The sequence below is a fragment of the Rhizobium sp. WYCCWR10014 genome, assembly GCF_001657485.1.
Taxonomy (GTDB): Bacteria; Pseudomonadota; Alphaproteobacteria; order Rhizobiales; family Rhizobiaceae; genus Rhizobium.
On the sequence record NZ_LXFU01000038.1, the window covers coordinates 1 to 15,329 of the forward strand.

A 15,329-nucleotide genomic window follows, 5' to 3' on the forward strand; every position below is an offset into this window, starting at 1 on the left:
AACAGAAAGCTTAAAAGCCAGGCTGTGATTGGACATGCAAAACCCCCGAAGGTGGATGTCCAACTTTCGGGGGTCAGTTCATGGTCGCGGGCTTTTTTTCACGAAACAAACGACCATGAAACGTGTAGCACTCGCCATTGCGGCCGTCGCTGTCGGGCTTATTACAGAAAGCGCATCTGCCCAGACAACTGAGGATCCGGCGGATCAACGCCTGCAAGAACACGGGCCTCCTCGCTCTTCGGGATGGCCGTGAAGACCGTCATTCTTGTTGAGGCCTACATCGCCCGGAAGGAAAAGACCGGAAAGCCGGACAGGTTCGTATGCTTGCTCGGCGGCAAGGGGAAGGTCCTGCCGACGTTCTTCACCGCCCAGCAGCGCGTCAGCGAGCCCACTCTATATGGAGGGAAGCCAGAAAGATCCGGAAGGGTGCGTGTCCTCGTTCGCGGCATATGGTGCGGGCGATGTGGCGACGTGCTTGACCGGGAGCACCAATTCACGTCGAAAAGCCACAATCGCCGTCTCTAGTACTTCTTCGCGGAAAACGCGACGTTCTCGTCGTTCGCGAAATTCCTCGTGAAGCGGCTCGAGCCAACTTCATGGGAAATCAATGATACTTCCGCAAGGTACAGTCGTCGCCGTGACCGACGGTGAGAAACTAGACCTCTATCGCAACACCGGGACTGGCTCCGAACTCAGCCTAACCGCGCTGCCTGACGTTGCCATAGAGGACGAAGCCAAAGGCTCGGGGGGTCGCCACGGAAGCACCTCGGCGAACCCGGATGAAAGCCAGATGGCGGAAGACGGATTTTCCGCTGGTGTCGCTCAATACCTCAACAAGCAGGTGCTGGAGGGCGGGATTGTCAATCTCGTCGTCATTTCGGCGCCGCGTTCACTGGGCGAACTGCGAAAGCATTATCACAAGTTCCTTTCCGCCAAAGTGCTTCTGGAAATCCCCAAGGATCTGACGGGCCACTCTGTTCAGGATGTCGAGAAAGCCGTGCAGTCCGCTTGAAACCGTTTGTCGTCGGCACATTCGCTACACAATACCGGACTTCAGAAAGAATTGAATGATCGGTAGAGGCAGGGTGAATGGATTTGAATATCGTCATTCTGACCATCCTCGGTGTTGTCGTCCTTCTTACGGCCCGGTTGCCGGTGATGATGAGAAGGCTCCCATTGTCGCCCAATCGCGTGCCTGGCCGTCGGCACTTTGATGGGTGCTGGGTTGACCTGCCGCGCAATGCTTGGCGCGGCAGGGGCATTGAATTGCTGGAGCGCGTCTGATTGAAAGCCGACCACATCGACCGCTATCCGCACGCCAATCATTCACGGTGTGCAGGAAATATTCTCCCTGTCTCGACCAGCAGCGCTGCTAGCGGCCACCTTCCTCACGGGGATGAGCGATTAGCCTCGATATGTGCCGTGTTATCCGCTTAAGCGGCGATTTGCGATTTCCCAATACTCTCCCGAACATCCTTGGCCGGAGATGAACCGAACAACCGACCATATTCGCGTGTGAACTGCGAGATGCTCTCGTAGCCGACCGCATAGGCGGCATTGCTGATCGCTGCGCCCTCGGAGATCATCATCCGCCGGGCCTCGATCAGGCGGAGCTGCTTCTGGAATTGCAAAGGCGCAAGAGAGGTCACCGTGCGGAAGTGCTGGTGGAACGACGAGATGCTCATCCCGGCGACTTCAGCCAGACGTTCCACCGGGAGCGTCTCAGCGTATTCGGCTCTGATGACAGCCACGGCCCGTGCGATACGGTTGGCATGGCTGTCGGCAAAGCCAAGCGCACGAATGCCCGCTCCGTGACGGCCGCTCAGCAGCCAGTAGTGCATTTCCCGCACCAACTGGTCTTGGAGGATCGGGATCGACTGCGGTCGATCAAGGAGACGCATAAGCCGAAGTGCCGCGTCAGCGACTTCCGCCTCGGTCGGATCGACGCGAACGGGAAGGCCCGTCTCGGTCTGCGCAACACCGATCTCCAGAACCAGCGATTGCGTAACCGCTGGATCGATGTCGAGCACCAGCGAATAATAGGGCACGCCGGCATTCGCGCGGGTGATCTGACTGACGTTCGGAACATCGGCCGCAATGAGAAGGGAGTCGCCAGCGCCGAAATCGAAGGTCGTGCTGCCCATGGTCACGCGCTTGCTGCCCTGCAGGACAAGCGCCACGAGCGGCTTCGAGATCGCATACTGCATTTCGCTCGGAGCCGTCGCGCGCATGGCAAACAAGCCCGGAATCGGTGTCTGCGCGACGCCGAACCTGTCGGCGTTTGCATCAGCATAGCGGCGGACGCATTCAAGAAGGGTGCTGCTCATAGCGTGTCATCCGATGCTCGGGATCGATGTGCATAATAAAACGCGAACCGGGTTCCCATGCAAGCCGGTCTGGATAATTAGGCAAGACTACAGGAGTTTCCGGCAACACGGCACCGACGTGATGAGAGATGAATTGGTCAGTCAGGTGGAGCCGATGTGGCGTCCGCTGTTTAACCGAGGAGACCGTCATGACCAATATTGCAAATAGCCGTATCCTGATCCTGGCCACCGATGGCTTTGAGGATGCCGAACTCTACAGCCCTCGTTCGGCACTGCTCGATGCTGGCGCCACGGTCACGCTTGCATCTCCAAACCGTGAGCCGATCCGGGGCTGCATCTACAATGCGGAAACCGGCAACTCTGATCTTTCTGAGGAGACGATAACGCCTGACCGGGTGATCGCCGATGTCGAGGCGGATCAGTTCGACGCACTCGTGCTGCCGGGCGGTGTGGTCAATCCCGACAAACTGCGGCTCGATCCGAAAGCCATTTCCTTGGTCAGGGACTTCGTCGCCGCAGGCAAGCCTGTCGCATCCATCTGCCATGGCCCCTGGCTGCTGGTGGAAGCCGATGTCCTGCGCGGCCGCCGAACCACGGCTTGGTACTCGATCCGCACCGACCTGAAGAATGCGGGCGCTACCGTAGTCGACGAGGAGGTCGTTGTGGACGGCAACATCATCACCAGCCGCATGCCCTCCGATATCCCTGCCTTCAACCGGGCGATTGTCGCTGCCCTTCAGAACTGAGCGCAGGGGCACGTCATCCGGGCCGGTAGTTACAAAAGGAGATCGCCATGAGCAGCAAATTCCAGCTCCTGATCAACGGCAAGAGCCGCGAAGGTTCAGAAGGTGTCGCAGTTGACGTCATCAATCCGGCGACGGGCGAGAGCATCGGCAAGGTGGCTTATGGGGCGCCGGCCGATATTGCAGAGGCAATAGAAACTGCCCGCGGCGGGCTCCAATCCTGGCAGGCAGTGCCGCCATGGGAGCGCGGACGTATCCTGAAAGATGCCGCCCGGATCATCCGGCGCGATGCCGGCCGTATCGCCGAGATGCTGACGCTGGAACAAGGCAAGATCCTCGCTCAGGCGCGCGACGAGGTTTATCGCGCAGCCGACTTTATCGAATGGGGCGGGGAACAGGCCCGCCGGATCGCCGGTAGGATTGTTCCGGGCCGACAGGCGGGCCAGCGCATCGAGGTTCAGCCGCATCCGATCGGGGTTGTCGCGGCACTCACGCCCTGGAATTTTCCGATGGCGCTTGCTGCGAAGAAGTTTGCCGGTGCGCTCGCCGCCGGATGCGCCATCATCTGCAAGCCGTCCCAGGAGACACCGGGCTGCGTGTTGGCTCTGGGCGAGGCTCTGCTGGACGCCGGCGTCCACCCGGCAGCCCTCGCCGTTGTGTTCGGCGACGCCAATCAGCTGTCAACACGGCTGATTGAGTCGCCCGTCATCTCCAAGATCACCTTCACAGGCTCGATCCCGATCGGCAAACGCCTTGCCGCAGCGGCAGGCCGGCATATGAAGCCGGTGACAATGGAGCTCGGTGGTCATGCGCCTGTTGTTGTCTGCAGCGATGTGGATCCGGAGGCGACGGCGGAACTGCTGGCCCGCGCCAAGTTCACCAATACAGGCCAGATCTGCCTCTGCCCCTCCCGCTTTTTTGTCGAGGAAAGCATTGCCGAAAGATTCACTGCCCGCTTTGCGGAAGTCGCGGCAAATCTGAAAGTAGGAGACGGCATGGATCCCGCCACCGAGGTTGGTCCTCTCGCCAACGAGCGCCGTTTGGAGGCTATCGCTCGCCTGGTTGACGACGCTCGGGACCGGGGTGCGCGAATCCTTGCCGGCGGCGATCGTATCGGAAATCGTGGCTACTTCTACGCACCCACGGTTCTGACGAACGTCTCTGACGAGGCGGCCCTCCTTCAGGAAGAGCCCTTCGGCCCGGTTGCGCCAATCCTGCCGTTCAGGGACGAGGCGGCAATGCTTGAAGCTGCGAACGGCCTTGAGTTTGGCCTGTCTGCCTACGTGTTCACCCATGACGGCAAGCGTCAGCGCCGTCTGGTGGATGCGCTTCAATACGGCGCGGTGTCGGTAAACAGCAGTCTTACGCACTTGCCCGAGGCTCCGCTTGGGGGCTGGAAGGACAGCGGTATTGGCACCGAGGGCGGTATCGAGATCCTCGAGCCCTACACGATCACCAAGCACGTGAACACCGTCTAGCGCGGACCATCGGAAACGAGGGTCGATACCGATTCCTCCGAAAGGAGCCGAACCATGGCTCTCGTCGACCATCCCGCTTCTCCTACGGCACCAACCGGAGACCGCCATGAGCAGTCTTTCCCTCATCGACTCCCCTGTGTTCGGCGGCAGCTTTGTCGATGCAGACATGCGTGCGCTGTTCGATAGCGACGCCTTCGTCAGCCGCTGCGTCGAAACCGAAGTTGCCCTTGCAAAGGCACAGGCCCGCCTCGGCATAGTCCCGAAAGCTGCGGCTCAGACGATCGCTGTTGCGGCTCGGACGATCCGTTTCGACCAGTCCCGCCTCATGCGCGAGACCGAGCTTGTCGGCTATCCGATCTTGCCGATCGTCGAACAACTCGCCGACGCTTGCGGCGAGGCGGGGCGCTACCTCCACTGGGGCGCGACGACCCAGGATATCATGGACACGGCAACCGTCCTCCATATCCGCGCGGCGCTTGTCCTGATCGAGCGGCGGCTTGTGGACACCATGGATGCATTACGCAGCCTTGCAGCTGAGCATCGGGATACGCCTATGGCCGGACGCACCCATTTGCAACATGCACTGCCGATCACATTCGGCTACAAGGCAGCCGTCTGGCTAAGCGCGCTTGAACGGCATCACGAACGTCTGGCGCAGTTGCGCCCGCGCGTCCTCGTCGTGCAGTTCTCCGGCGCGTCGGGAACGCTTGCCTCGCTTGGCGACGAGGGCCTTGCGGTCCAGGCAGAGCTGGCAAAAATCCTTGGTCTCGCAGCGCCAACGATAACCTGGCATTCGTCGCGTGACGGCATGGCGGAGGCAGTGCAGCTGTTGGCGCTTGTCTGCGGCAGCCTTGCCAAGATCGCCTTCGACGTCTCGGTCATGATGACCACGGAGCTGGGCGAGGTGTCGGAGCCCTATACGCGTCATCGCGGCGCCTCCAGTACCATGCCGCAGAAGCGAAATCCGATCTCCTGCGAGTTGATCATTGCCGCTGCCAAGATGGTCAGACAGCATGCGGGCCTGATGCTCGACGCGATGGTTCATGACTTCGAGCGCGCCACCGGGGCATGGCACGTCGAATGGGCGGCGATCCCGGAAAGCTTCGGGCTGACCTCCGGTGCGCTCGTCCAGGCCAGCTTCATGCTTTCGGGACTTGTCGTCCATCCGGACAGGATGCTGAAAAACCTTGGGATATCCAGAGGTCTGATCGTTGCCGAGGCGGTCATGATGGCGCTCGCTCCTTTCACCGGTCGCCAGACGGCCCATGATCTCGTTTATGCCGCCTGCCGCCACGCGGTGGAAACGGACAGGTCGCTCTTCGATGTGCTGGTGGAGGTACAGGACGTGGTGGTCCCGCTTGGACGCGAGCGTCTCCGGTCACTCACCGATCCCGCCAATTACCTGGGTTCTGCATCGCGGATGGTCGATCAGATCCTCAAGACCCGATCCCGAGGCGTCTTGGAGAATTAGGCAAGCCTTGCCGAGGATCCGGCAACAGCACGATCACGACAAATGCCATAAAGTCTTTGTCACCAACCCATCCCCCAGATCACAGGAGATCAGACATGAACACAGTTTCCATCGTCACCGGCGGCAGCCGCGGGCTCGGCCGCAACACCGCAATCAGCATTGCCCGTCACGGCGGCGATGTCATCCTGACCTACCGAAACGGCGCTGAACAGGCAAAGTCAGTCGTGGCCGAGATCGAGGCTCTTGGTCGCAAGGCGGTGGCCCTGCAGCTCGACGTGACGGATGTTTCCTCGTTCGAGGCATTTGCCGGTGCTGTCGGGCAGGCCTTGTCGGCAACGTGGAACCAAAATACGTTCGACCATCTGGTGAACAATGCGGGCCAGGGCGAAATGGCGAGCTTCGCTGAAACAACCGAAGCGCAGTTCGATGCACTCTTCAACACCCATGTGAAGGGTGTGTTCTTCCTGACGCAGACTCTCCTGCCGCTGCTTAGCGACGGCGGTCGCATCGTCAATTTCTCATCGGGCCTGACGCGCGTCTCGGCTGCTGGCTTCTCGGCATACTCCGCCGCCAAGGGCGCCGTCGAGATCCTGACCCTCTATATGGCGAAGGAGCTGGCAGGGCGCGGCATTACCGCCAATACGGTGGCGCCGGGCGCCATCGAGACCGACTTCCTCGGCGGTGCGGTGCGCGACATGCCGGACCTCAACCAGCATTTCGCCGCAATGACCGCTCTGGGGCGGGTCGGTGTTCCCGACGATATCGGGCCGATGGTCGCCAGCCTTCTCGGTCCAGATAACCGCTGGATCACCGCGCAGCGCATCGAAGTCTCCGGCGGGCAGGTGATCTGACCGCGATAGGGCAGGTCGTCGTTTAAACAGCGCCCTCCTCGTGTATTGATCGGGCCTATCCTAGCGAAGGCAGATCACGGACAAGCGGCGCCCGATCACTCGACCCAAACTTGGACGGGCGCTCACAGATTTGGACACTCGGCGAGCAGTCAGAGCACCTTTTGCGTTAGCGCGTTCGGCGAGACAGAAGCTTTTCTGAAATCAGTTTCAGGCCGAATACAGTGAGGGCGGTATCGACCGCTCTTTCAATACAATGGCCGGCGCGATCGTATGCGGCACGAGCCGGCGGGGTAGAGAAGAGCAGGATAACGAGTCCATGCCAATCGATCTCAAGTAGGAAGCCACCCAGCAGCACCGCAAGTTTTGTCCAGAGCGGTGCTTCTACGGGCATGGTGACGGCGTAAAGACTCAAGAAGAAAGTGATGACTTTCGGCTTCGTTCCACCAACCGCTTAGCCTTGGCCTCCAGCCAGGTCTTCACCCTCGTCTCGCTCCTGCCAGAGGTCATCCACATCAGTGGCGGGTCGACAATCCTTGCTATTGGCCCTGCTTGGGGTTCGCCTTTGAGCGGCCAGCTTTGTACGAAGCGATGTTCGTCCTTCCGAGTGGTCTGCGGTTTGCAAAGTCCGATACACCTCAGTCCTTGCGCGATACCTTCGGGGCCATGATGGCGGTCGTCGAGCCGTTTTGCGCCAACGCTGAAGTCGCGACCGAAGCGTTCTGGGCTAGCCTTCATGGCTTGGCGGAACTTGAGCGCTATGGTCGGATCAGGGCGGCGTTCCGCAAAGAGCGATTGACTCATATCATTGATATGATTGCGCGTAGGAGTTGATATTCGAATACGAGAGACGTTTCAGCACACGCATCCCGACTTAAGGTCATTTGCGGGGTTTGCTGCGCTTGACCATTGCTCCGCTCTGCTTTGATCCTTAGCTTCTATATCGAAGATCACCACTGAACCTGAACCTTCTGGCCACGGTCCGCCTTGATCGTCTCCTGATCCCGCAGATGATCGCACGGGGTAGCGGCGCGGTGGTGCACGTCACTTCCATTCAGTCCGTCCTTCCCCTGCCAGAGGCGACCACCGCCTACGCCTCCGCCAAGGCCGCGCTTAAGACTCACAGCAAGACCATCTCCAAGGAGCTTGGGCCGAAAGGCGTACGGGTCAATGTCGTTTCCCCCGGCTGGATCATGACAGAGTCATCCCAGGACTTGCTGAAGCGTCTGCAGCAGGCCGCCAATGGCGGTACGATCGAGGAGGCGCGGCAAGTCGTTCTTGACAGCCTGGGCGGTATCCCGATTGGGCGTCCAGCCGAGCCACATGAGGTTGCCGACCTCTTCGCCTACCTGGCCTCGGATCGCGCTGCCGCGATACACGGCGCCGAGTTCGTCATCGACGGCGGCACTGTTCCGACGGTCTGATATCACGGCACCATTTTGATCAGGCGGGCGCTTGCCACCCGCCGATCTGGGAATAAATGGCATTGCGAAGATGGCGGACGTCGCTGTTCAGGGTGGCCAATGCCTGCGGCGTCTGGGTCGAGGCTGCAAGCAAGGTATCGCTGAGACAGCCTGCCTTGTGCTGCAGGGCACGTCCTTTGTCAGTCAACCCGATAACTACCTGCCGCTCGTTGCTCAGGTTTCTGGTCCTGCGCAGCAGGCCAGATGTCTCGAGCCGCTTTAGCAACGGCGTCAGCGTGCTGGATTCCAAGGCAAGGGCGTTGGCGATGGCGCCGACCGTTTGTCCGTCGCTACTCCATAACACGTTGAGCACGAGATACTGCGGGTAGGTCAGACCCAACTCGTCGAGAAGAGGCTTGTAGGCGCGCTGGATAGCGATGCCGGCCGTATAGATTGCGTAGCACAACTGGTCGTGCAGGGGAGGTGGATCGTTATGGCGTTCGGTCATTCTGAGCTCCTGTCGAACTTCATATAGCCTATGCAATAACAAAATTAAATATCGCGATAAGAATTATCTTGACGTAAAATCGGAACTTTGACATTTTATAAATATCGCGATAACAGTTATCGCAATTTCACGAGAGGCGGCCATGACAGGCAAGACCACGACCACAGTTTCTGCCATTGCAGCTGCCGCAGCATTGTCTGCCTCAATTGCGACAAGTGCCGCTGATCTCATTCCTCAGAACCAGTCCGTCAGAAACGTCGTACTCGTTCATGGCGCTTTCGCAGACGGCTCAGGCTGGAAGGGTGTATACGACATCCTCACGAGGCGCGGCTATCGCGTCACCATTGTCCAAAATCCTCTGACTTCTCTTGCCGACGACGTTGCCGCCACCAAACGTGCGCTGGAGCGGCAGGACGGTCCTGTCATTCTGGTCGGGCATTCGTGGGGCGGCACTGTCATCACGGAAGCTGGTGTGGATGCAAAGGTCGCAGGGCTTGTTTATGTCTCCGCTCTCTCCCCCGATGCAGGCGAGACGACAGCTCAGCAATACGAAGGATTTGCTCCCGCATCCGAATTCGTCATCGAGACCACCAAGGATGGTTTTGGTTATGTCAGCCCGGAAAAGTTCAAGGCCGGTTTCGCTCACGATGTCAGTGACACCGATGTTGCGTTCATGAGGGACGCGCAGGTGCCGATCAACATGTCGGCGTTCGGCACGAAACTTGAAAACGCTGCCTGGCGCACCAAGCCGAGCTGGGCAGTCATCGCGACTGAAGACAAGGCATTCGACCAGGCAATGCTGATCCACATGGCAGAGCGCATCAAAGCGAAGGTCACCAAAGTGTCGGCAAGCCACGCCCTGTTCATGACGCAGCCAAAAGTCGTCGCAGACACGATCGATGAGGCCGCGAGGGCCGTATCGGCGAAGAATTAGTGGCAAAGGCTGGACTTATTGAGACCGACCAGCCTCAGCAGCCTGGGGACGCGGTGCAGGCCCAGTCCGACGGCGCCGCAATATTTGCAGGCTTGTCACGATGATGAAAACGTCGCTGCAAAATCACCGCAGACGCCGCGGTCGCGTTCCAGCCGTGAGACCGAACGCCGGCTTCTTATGGAAGAGCCTTGCGAACGGTTATGCGATTGAGCTGCTTTACCCATCGCGACCGGCGCGCGTCATCCGGAGAAATTACCTGAAGGGGGCCGTCCGAAACCGTCAGCGGTTCACCGTCCAGCTCGTCGGCAACAATGAATCGTCCGGTGTCAAACTCCGGCAGCGAAAAGACTGCGCCAAAGCCATCCGCTCCCAACGCCACAATGAATTTGTCGATATCCTTGCCTCTCAACTGAGCCTTTATTGGAACGTTAGCTAACGCCAGAATCCTCCCGAGTTCCACGCCGGAATATTTATAGATTGTCCCATCCTGACCCTTCACTTCGAGGTCGACATGCGGAAGGTTCTTGAACTGGGCGTCGGTGATTTCCATGGGAGGCTTAACTTCACCGTCGAGTACCAGTGTGCCGGCCATTCCTGTTGTGGAGGTGAAACACCACAGTATTCCCGCAATCAAACGAAGTTGCATTCCTGTCATGTCACCCTCTACTCACTCGCTGCGAACCACGTCAGCCTCACCCAGCATTGCGACTGCCACGACGCGAACATCGCTCGAGCCATCGCACATTCGGTCGGCGAGATACGCGGTTTAAAATTGGCTTCGGGCACACCGGCATCGATGGGTACCGTCACGCGGCAAGTGCTGTCTCAGCCAAATTGACCCAATAGGCTATCCCGTAAGGAATGGCATCGTCATTGAAATCATAGGCGGGATTATGGAGGCCTGCTGTCTCCCCGTTCCCAATAATGATGATGGATCCTGGTCGCGCCTCAAGCATAAAGGCAAAGTCTTCTGCCGCCATACGTGGCTCGAGATCGCTATTTACGGCCTCCGCACCGACGATCGATCGCGCAACGGTTGCCGCAAGATCAGTTTGCGCATCGTGATTGAACGTGACCGGGTAGCCCCGACTGTGGGAGACATCCACGCTCGCACCATAAGCTACCGCGATCGAACCAATAAGATCGCCCAATCGCCGCTCCGTAAAGTCGCGTAAGTCAGGCCGCAGCGTTCGTATGGTCCCGGCCAGCCTGACTGTGCTTGGAATGACGTTATGCGTATCTCCGCCGTGGATGGAGGCAACAGTGATAACCACGGCCTGCAAGGGGTCCGTTTCACGGGACACAACAGACTGAAGTGCGATGACAATATGCGAGGCCGCGACGACGGGATCCACTGAAAGATGGGGCTGCCCGGCATGGCTCCCGCGCCCTTTCACGGTTATCTCGAAGGTGTCGGCCGAGGCCAGGATAGCGCCTTTCCTGATCGCGAATTGCCCGATCGGTATATGTGGCTCATTATGCATGCCGTAGACTTGCTCGATCTTGAACTTGTCCATCAATCCGTCATTGATCATTGCAAGCGCGCCCGCTCCTCCCTCCTCGGCTGGCTGGAAGATAACTGCCACAGTGCCCTTGAAGTTACGAGTTTCCGAAAGGTATCGCGCCGCACCCAGCAGCATCGCCATGTGGCCATCATGTCCACACGAGTGAGCTCTTCCGGCGATCTTCGAAGCCCAGGCTTTGCCGCTGGTTTCGAGAATAGGAAGCGCATCCATATCCGCACGCAACCCTATCACAGGCCCGCCGCCCAGCTTGCCGCCGATGAGCCCGACCACCCCCGATTTACCGATGCCGGTCTCGACCGTATCGCATCCGAAGGCTGTAAGCTTCTCTGCAATGAAGCTCGCAGTCTCGTTAACATCATAAAGAAGCTCCGGATTCTGGTGAAGATGGCGTCTCCACTGTACGATATCGGATTGCATAAAGGTCTTCAGAACGATCGGCATTTGATGATCCAATGATTATAAGGTTGGGCTGAGGAGGTCACGGGTGGCCTTCCCACCGTTCGCCAGCGACGTTGAGGTGGGGCAAAGGTTGCTTCGGAATGAGGTTGACGTCGCGACGCAACGAGTTCAGCTATCTCGCTTCTCCGCTCGGTTGTTCAAACCGCCAATCCAAAAGCATTGCGTCATAGTGGTAGCGTTTGCGTCGACGCGGCACGGTCCTGCTCGCGATATTTCTGTCTCCTTTAAAACGGCGCACCTCCCTGGAGCGTTCGTCTGCGGGATCAGTCCATGAAGCACACCTGTCGCCGCCTGCTGGGCTGTTCGATATGCGGATACGGTGCCTCAACGATGTCAAAACAATACGTTTTCCGTTGCTGATGTAATCCGTCTGGAAGTTTGGTTGACTGATCGGGGAAGTTAGCAGCGCGCCGCGGTCGTATTGGCGCCGCTGAGGCTCTTGCCAACAAGGAGAGGATGTCAGCGCCTTGAGCCGCTGGTGCGGTTGGGCAATTTCGGGCGGTCCGATGGCGCCGGTCGCTAACGGCCGGCGATATCAAAGGTAGACTGGAGTGGAGCCTGCGACTGGTTTCGATGCGGCCGAACCTCTTCCTCATTGTTAGGCCGTTGGTATGGTCGGTGGATTACAGTGCACGACGGGCGGATTACATCGCTCAAGGAACCGTTTTGTCACCGACGCGGCGGACCGGAGGGGCTGATCCGATGTTGTTTCCGCCGCGTTCGATCGCGACGGGGGCGAACCTTCTAAGCATTTCTGCCGGCCGAGAAATCAGCGCATCATCGTCTTGCTAATTCTCATTTCAAAGCTGTTACAATAATCGCCGGAAACGGCACTCTGGTCGGCTTTACCTCCATTCGCCATGCCGATCACCACAATCTTGCGATCAGAACCCGGGCGATCTAGAGCCGCGTACCTGATGTGGTGCCGCGGCAGGCCAATATCCTTTAGTAAATGATCGGGCAAGGTTAGAAGGTCGGACCGAATTCGATCGTTCTCGCGCAGAAGCCTTTGTCGTCCGATATATGCACGCACATGCGCGGTTATGGTGCGCAGCAAGCCTGCTCTTTTGATGGAACCAATGCCCCATATGTTGCTCCTGGCGTGGGGTGACGTCATTTCAGTATTCCCAGGTTGATGCCGATTAATTGGCCGGCTCGCTGCCGGCGGTGGTCGCATAATCGTCGCGAACCGCACCGCGGCAATTTCAGAAACAGGGGCAAGTGTTTCAGTCGAAACGAGCCTCCTTTTCTCACTTGCGCGAAGATAAATCAGTTAGAGTTCGTGCGTCGTTGAATGTGGATCTGGTAAAAGGATGTAGGTGCCCATCAGAGTAGCAAGGCCCCTCGCGGGTGGACAACTGTCAATTTGCAAGGCGGGCTAACTCGGGATCGGAGTGAACCCCTGGAGTTGAACCAGCGGGCAGCTTCAAATTACGCGGTTGCTAGAAAAATAGGTCTCAAATTTCGCTCTCAGAGCGGCGGAGTGGAGCCGCTTGGCACTGTGTCTTCGATGTGGGCAACCGCGTCAGCGACACCGGAAAATGTCTCGTAGCCGTAGGGGTAAATATCGTCGGCTTTCAGTGTCGTTATTAAGCTCTCCGCCAGTGCGTAATATTTCTGCCTGGCTGCCTTTCTGGGAAGCTGCTTGCGACATTCAGGCACCGGCAGGCGGCCGCCCCCCAGTTCTCCATCTCGATTCCGTCGATCACGACAAAGGTACTGTCTTGCAGCTTGCCGAGGATCCCGAAGAGCAGATCGCTGACGCTGTTGATCAAGGCGGCTTCTGTTCCGGCGTGGTGCTAGCCGCACCCACAGCCGTGCCTTCGCGCGTCACTTTGCGATTCACATAAGGCATTGACTCTCCTTGAAGGACGAGCGCTGTCTAGCCGGGCTCCGTACGTTTCCCTTATCGCTTCAATGTCGCGGCTGGCGTGTTGGGCGCCATCGACATTCAGCGTCTCGCCCACGACGAAGCCGTCATGCTCCAGACAAAGCACGGCACAGTCATACGGATCCCGACGCGCCGTCTGGCATCTAGCGTGGCCAGCTGACGCAGAAGCTGCTTGGAGTGCGAATGAAGAGGTGGCCGCCAAAAACTGGAAAATCTTCAAGTCGAAGATTCGGCAGCCGCGCCGCGAATACGGCGAGCACTTCTTCGAGCTCGGCCCGGGCGAGGTGATCGGCAACGCACCGATGCGCACCGGCGCCGAACGCAAGATGAAGCCTCGGCAGGTCGTCGCGATGAATATCGAATGTGTTCGGGCGCTTGAATACCCTTTCATCACGAAGCGCCGACATTGTGGACAGGATGACGAGGCAGTTGGCGGGCAAGGTCGGTTCCTGAAGCTCAACCGGCTCGGCCGTGGCGCGCACCAAGCCCGCGATACCCGGTTCATATCGCATGGTCTCGCTTACTGCGCTCGGGATGAGGCTCGCATCGCCACAGACCGAATTCCACTGACTGCGATGCTGCAGCAGAAGTGAGATCTGCGCCGCGAGCGAAGCACGGACAGATTCAGTACCGCCCAGGATCAGCTGGATTATCTGGACGACGGTCTCGATTGGAGCCAGACCTTCCGCCTCTGCTTGGGCCTTCACGGCGGAAAGAAAGTCCGGCGTTTCGCTCTTGGTCTTTTCACGCAACTTCCATTCGAGATAATCACGCACATATTCGGCCGCGGCCGAGGACACGGCTATGTCAGCATCCGTCGAAGCCGGAGCGAAAAATCGTCCCAGTTCCTCAACCCGGCTTACGAAACGTTCCTGTTCATTCACTTCCACACCCAGGAGACCGGCGAGCGCCAGTATCGGGATCGGGTTTGCGAACTGACTGACGAATTCTGCGCTTCCATTCTCATATACGGCATCGATCAGCTTTTCCGTCGCCGCGCGTACTTGGCTTCGCAGATCGCTGGCCAATACGGTCGCTAAACCGCGAGATATGATCGATCGGCGAGCCTGGTGCTGGGCGCCATTGGCAGTGAGCATACCAAGCCCGAAAATATCATGAAGTACGCCCGTCACCACGCCACGCGATGCCGGCAATGCCGTCCCCGTGGCGACGACGCGTGGATCAGAACTCAGTTTCACCACATCATCGTGACGGAGAACGAATTTGCCGCCCCCTTCGTAATCGACGCAAGGGCCTGCTGCGCGCCAGCGCTCTAAGGCAGCGTGGGGATTGGCGTTCAATTCGGCTATTGTAAGCATGACATCTCCATTCCTCTAAGCCGGCGATCATGGCCGCCATAACAATGAGCTTATTGTGAAAATATCATATCTATCAAATGTATCATTTTAAAGCCCATATGAAAGCTGATGCGTTTCAGATGTAACGCCGATCGGATCTCCCGACGGTTCCGCGATGTCATTAGTTCATCGAGGAGCCACGCCTGGCTCCAATGGAGAACCAGTGCCCCTGAAAGGCCCGGGGACTGCGTTGAAAAGCCCGGACCTTCAATCGGTCGAGCAGAGCCGTCGGCGCGTTATCCAACGTGAAGATTTTGACCGCCCCCGTCGCAACCACTCCGCGCGCGGAAATACTGCGTGGCACAGACGTTTTAGCCGGCGCGGCCCTTCCTCTTAGCAGAGATACATAGACAATGACCGGCACGGAACGACGGGCTTGAGGA

General features: G+C 58.6%; 13 protein-coding genes and 3 pseudogenes. 9 read left to right on the forward strand and 7 right to left on the reverse strand.

Annotation, left to right across the window (positions count from 1 at the left end; all coding sequences use genetic code 11):
* The first annotated feature begins 607 nt into the window (after nucleotides 1-607).
* Nucleotides 608-1,012, forward strand: coding sequence for a host attachment protein (locus A6U98_RS20660; protein WP_064652312.1), 405 nt, complete (start codon nucleotides 608-610; stop codon nucleotides 1,010-1,012).
* 77 nt (nucleotides 1,013-1,089) lie between these two features.
* Nucleotides 1,090-1,284, forward strand: coding sequence for a hypothetical protein (locus A6U98_RS36835; protein WP_156667867.1), 195 nt, complete (start codon nucleotides 1,090-1,092; stop codon nucleotides 1,282-1,284).
* A gap of 149 nt (nucleotides 1,285-1,433) precedes the next feature.
* Here the strand turns inward: A6U98_RS36835 and A6U98_RS20670 are convergent, their stop codons facing one another.
* Nucleotides 1,434-2,327: an AraC family transcriptional regulator gene (locus tag A6U98_RS20670; protein ID WP_064652316.1), complete on the reverse strand. Its 894-nt coding sequence runs from the start codon at nucleotides 2,325-2,327 to the stop codon at nucleotides 1,434-1,436.
* A gap of 188 nt (nucleotides 2,328-2,515) precedes the next feature.
* On the opposite strand from A6U98_RS20670, the gene A6U98_RS20675 reads away from it, so the two are divergent.
* The 6 genes and pseudogenes from A6U98_RS20675 to A6U98_RS20700 all read left to right on the forward strand — a co-directional run.
* Nucleotides 2,516-3,073: a type 1 glutamine amidotransferase domain-containing protein gene (locus tag A6U98_RS20675; protein ID WP_064652318.1), complete on the forward strand. Its 558-nt coding sequence runs from the start codon at nucleotides 2,516-2,518 to the stop codon at nucleotides 3,071-3,073.
* A 47-nt stretch (nucleotides 3,074-3,120) separates the two neighbouring features.
* On the forward strand, nucleotides 3,121-4,548 hold the full coding sequence (locus A6U98_RS20680; RefSeq protein ID WP_064652320.1) for an NAD-dependent succinate-semialdehyde dehydrogenase: 1,428 nt from the start codon (nucleotides 3,121-3,123) through the stop codon (nucleotides 4,546-4,548).
* Nucleotides 4,549-4,654: 106 nt separating this feature from the next.
* Nucleotides 4,655-6,019: an adenylosuccinate lyase family protein gene (locus A6U98_RS20685; protein ID WP_064652322.1), complete on the forward strand. Its 1,365-nt coding sequence runs from the start codon at nucleotides 4,655-4,657 to the stop codon at nucleotides 6,017-6,019.
* A 95-nt stretch (nucleotides 6,020-6,114) separates the two neighbouring features.
* Nucleotides 6,115-6,870, forward strand: coding sequence for an SDR family oxidoreductase (locus A6U98_RS20690; RefSeq protein ID WP_064652324.1), 756 nt, complete (start codon nucleotides 6,115-6,117; stop codon nucleotides 6,868-6,870).
* A 555-nt stretch (nucleotides 6,871-7,425) separates the two neighbouring features.
* Nucleotides 7,426-7,701: pseudogene (locus tag A6U98_RS20695) on the forward strand (TetR-like C-terminal domain-containing protein); the annotation flags it as partial.
* A gap of 122 nt (nucleotides 7,702-7,823) precedes the next feature.
* Nucleotides 7,824-8,291: pseudogene (locus A6U98_RS20700) on the forward strand (oxidoreductase); the annotation flags it as partial.
* A gap of 19 nt (nucleotides 8,292-8,310) precedes the next feature.
* Here A6U98_RS20700 and A6U98_RS20705 read toward each other — a convergent pair.
* Complete coding sequence (locus A6U98_RS20705; RefSeq protein WP_064652325.1) at nucleotides 8,311-8,778, reverse strand: MarR family transcriptional regulator; 468 nt, start codon at nucleotides 8,776-8,778, stop codon at nucleotides 8,311-8,313.
* A 142-nt stretch (nucleotides 8,779-8,920) separates the two neighbouring features.
* Here A6U98_RS20705 and A6U98_RS20710 point away from each other — a divergent pair, with 142 nt between their 5' ends.
* Nucleotides 8,921-9,712 (forward strand): alpha/beta hydrolase, encoded by a 792-nt coding sequence (locus tag A6U98_RS20710; RefSeq protein ID WP_064652328.1) that lies wholly within the window; start codon nucleotides 8,921-8,923, stop codon nucleotides 9,710-9,712.
* 175 nt (nucleotides 9,713-9,887) lie between these two features.
* On the opposite strand, the gene A6U98_RS20715 is transcribed toward A6U98_RS20710, so the two are convergent.
* From A6U98_RS20715 to A6U98_RS20735, 5 genes and pseudogenes are all read right to left on the reverse strand, one after another.
* A complete protein-coding gene (locus A6U98_RS20715) occupies nucleotides 9,888-10,367 on the reverse strand; it encodes a molybdopterin-dependent oxidoreductase (protein WP_082933946.1) in 480 nt (159 codons plus the stop codon).
* A 151-nt stretch (nucleotides 10,368-10,518) separates the two neighbouring features.
* Nucleotides 10,519-11,679, reverse strand: a complete 1,161-nt coding sequence (locus A6U98_RS20720; RefSeq protein ID WP_064652332.1) for a M20 aminoacylase family protein — start codon at nucleotides 11,677-11,679, stop codon at nucleotides 10,519-10,521.
* A gap of 787 nt (nucleotides 11,680-12,466) precedes the next feature.
* Complete coding sequence (locus tag A6U98_RS20725) at nucleotides 12,467-12,814, reverse strand: DUF1127 domain-containing protein (RefSeq protein WP_064652334.1); 348 nt, start codon at nucleotides 12,812-12,814, stop codon at nucleotides 12,467-12,469.
* Between the two features lie 497 nt (nucleotides 12,815-13,311).
* Nucleotides 13,312-13,552: pseudogene (locus A6U98_RS37715) on the reverse strand (tautomerase family protein); the annotation flags it as partial.
* A gap of 179 nt (nucleotides 13,553-13,731) precedes the next feature.
* A complete protein-coding gene (locus A6U98_RS20735) occupies nucleotides 13,732-14,907 on the reverse strand; it encodes a cytochrome P450 (RefSeq protein ID WP_064652336.1) in 1,176 nt (391 codons plus the stop codon).
* Nucleotides 14,908-15,329: the final 422 nt, after the last annotated feature.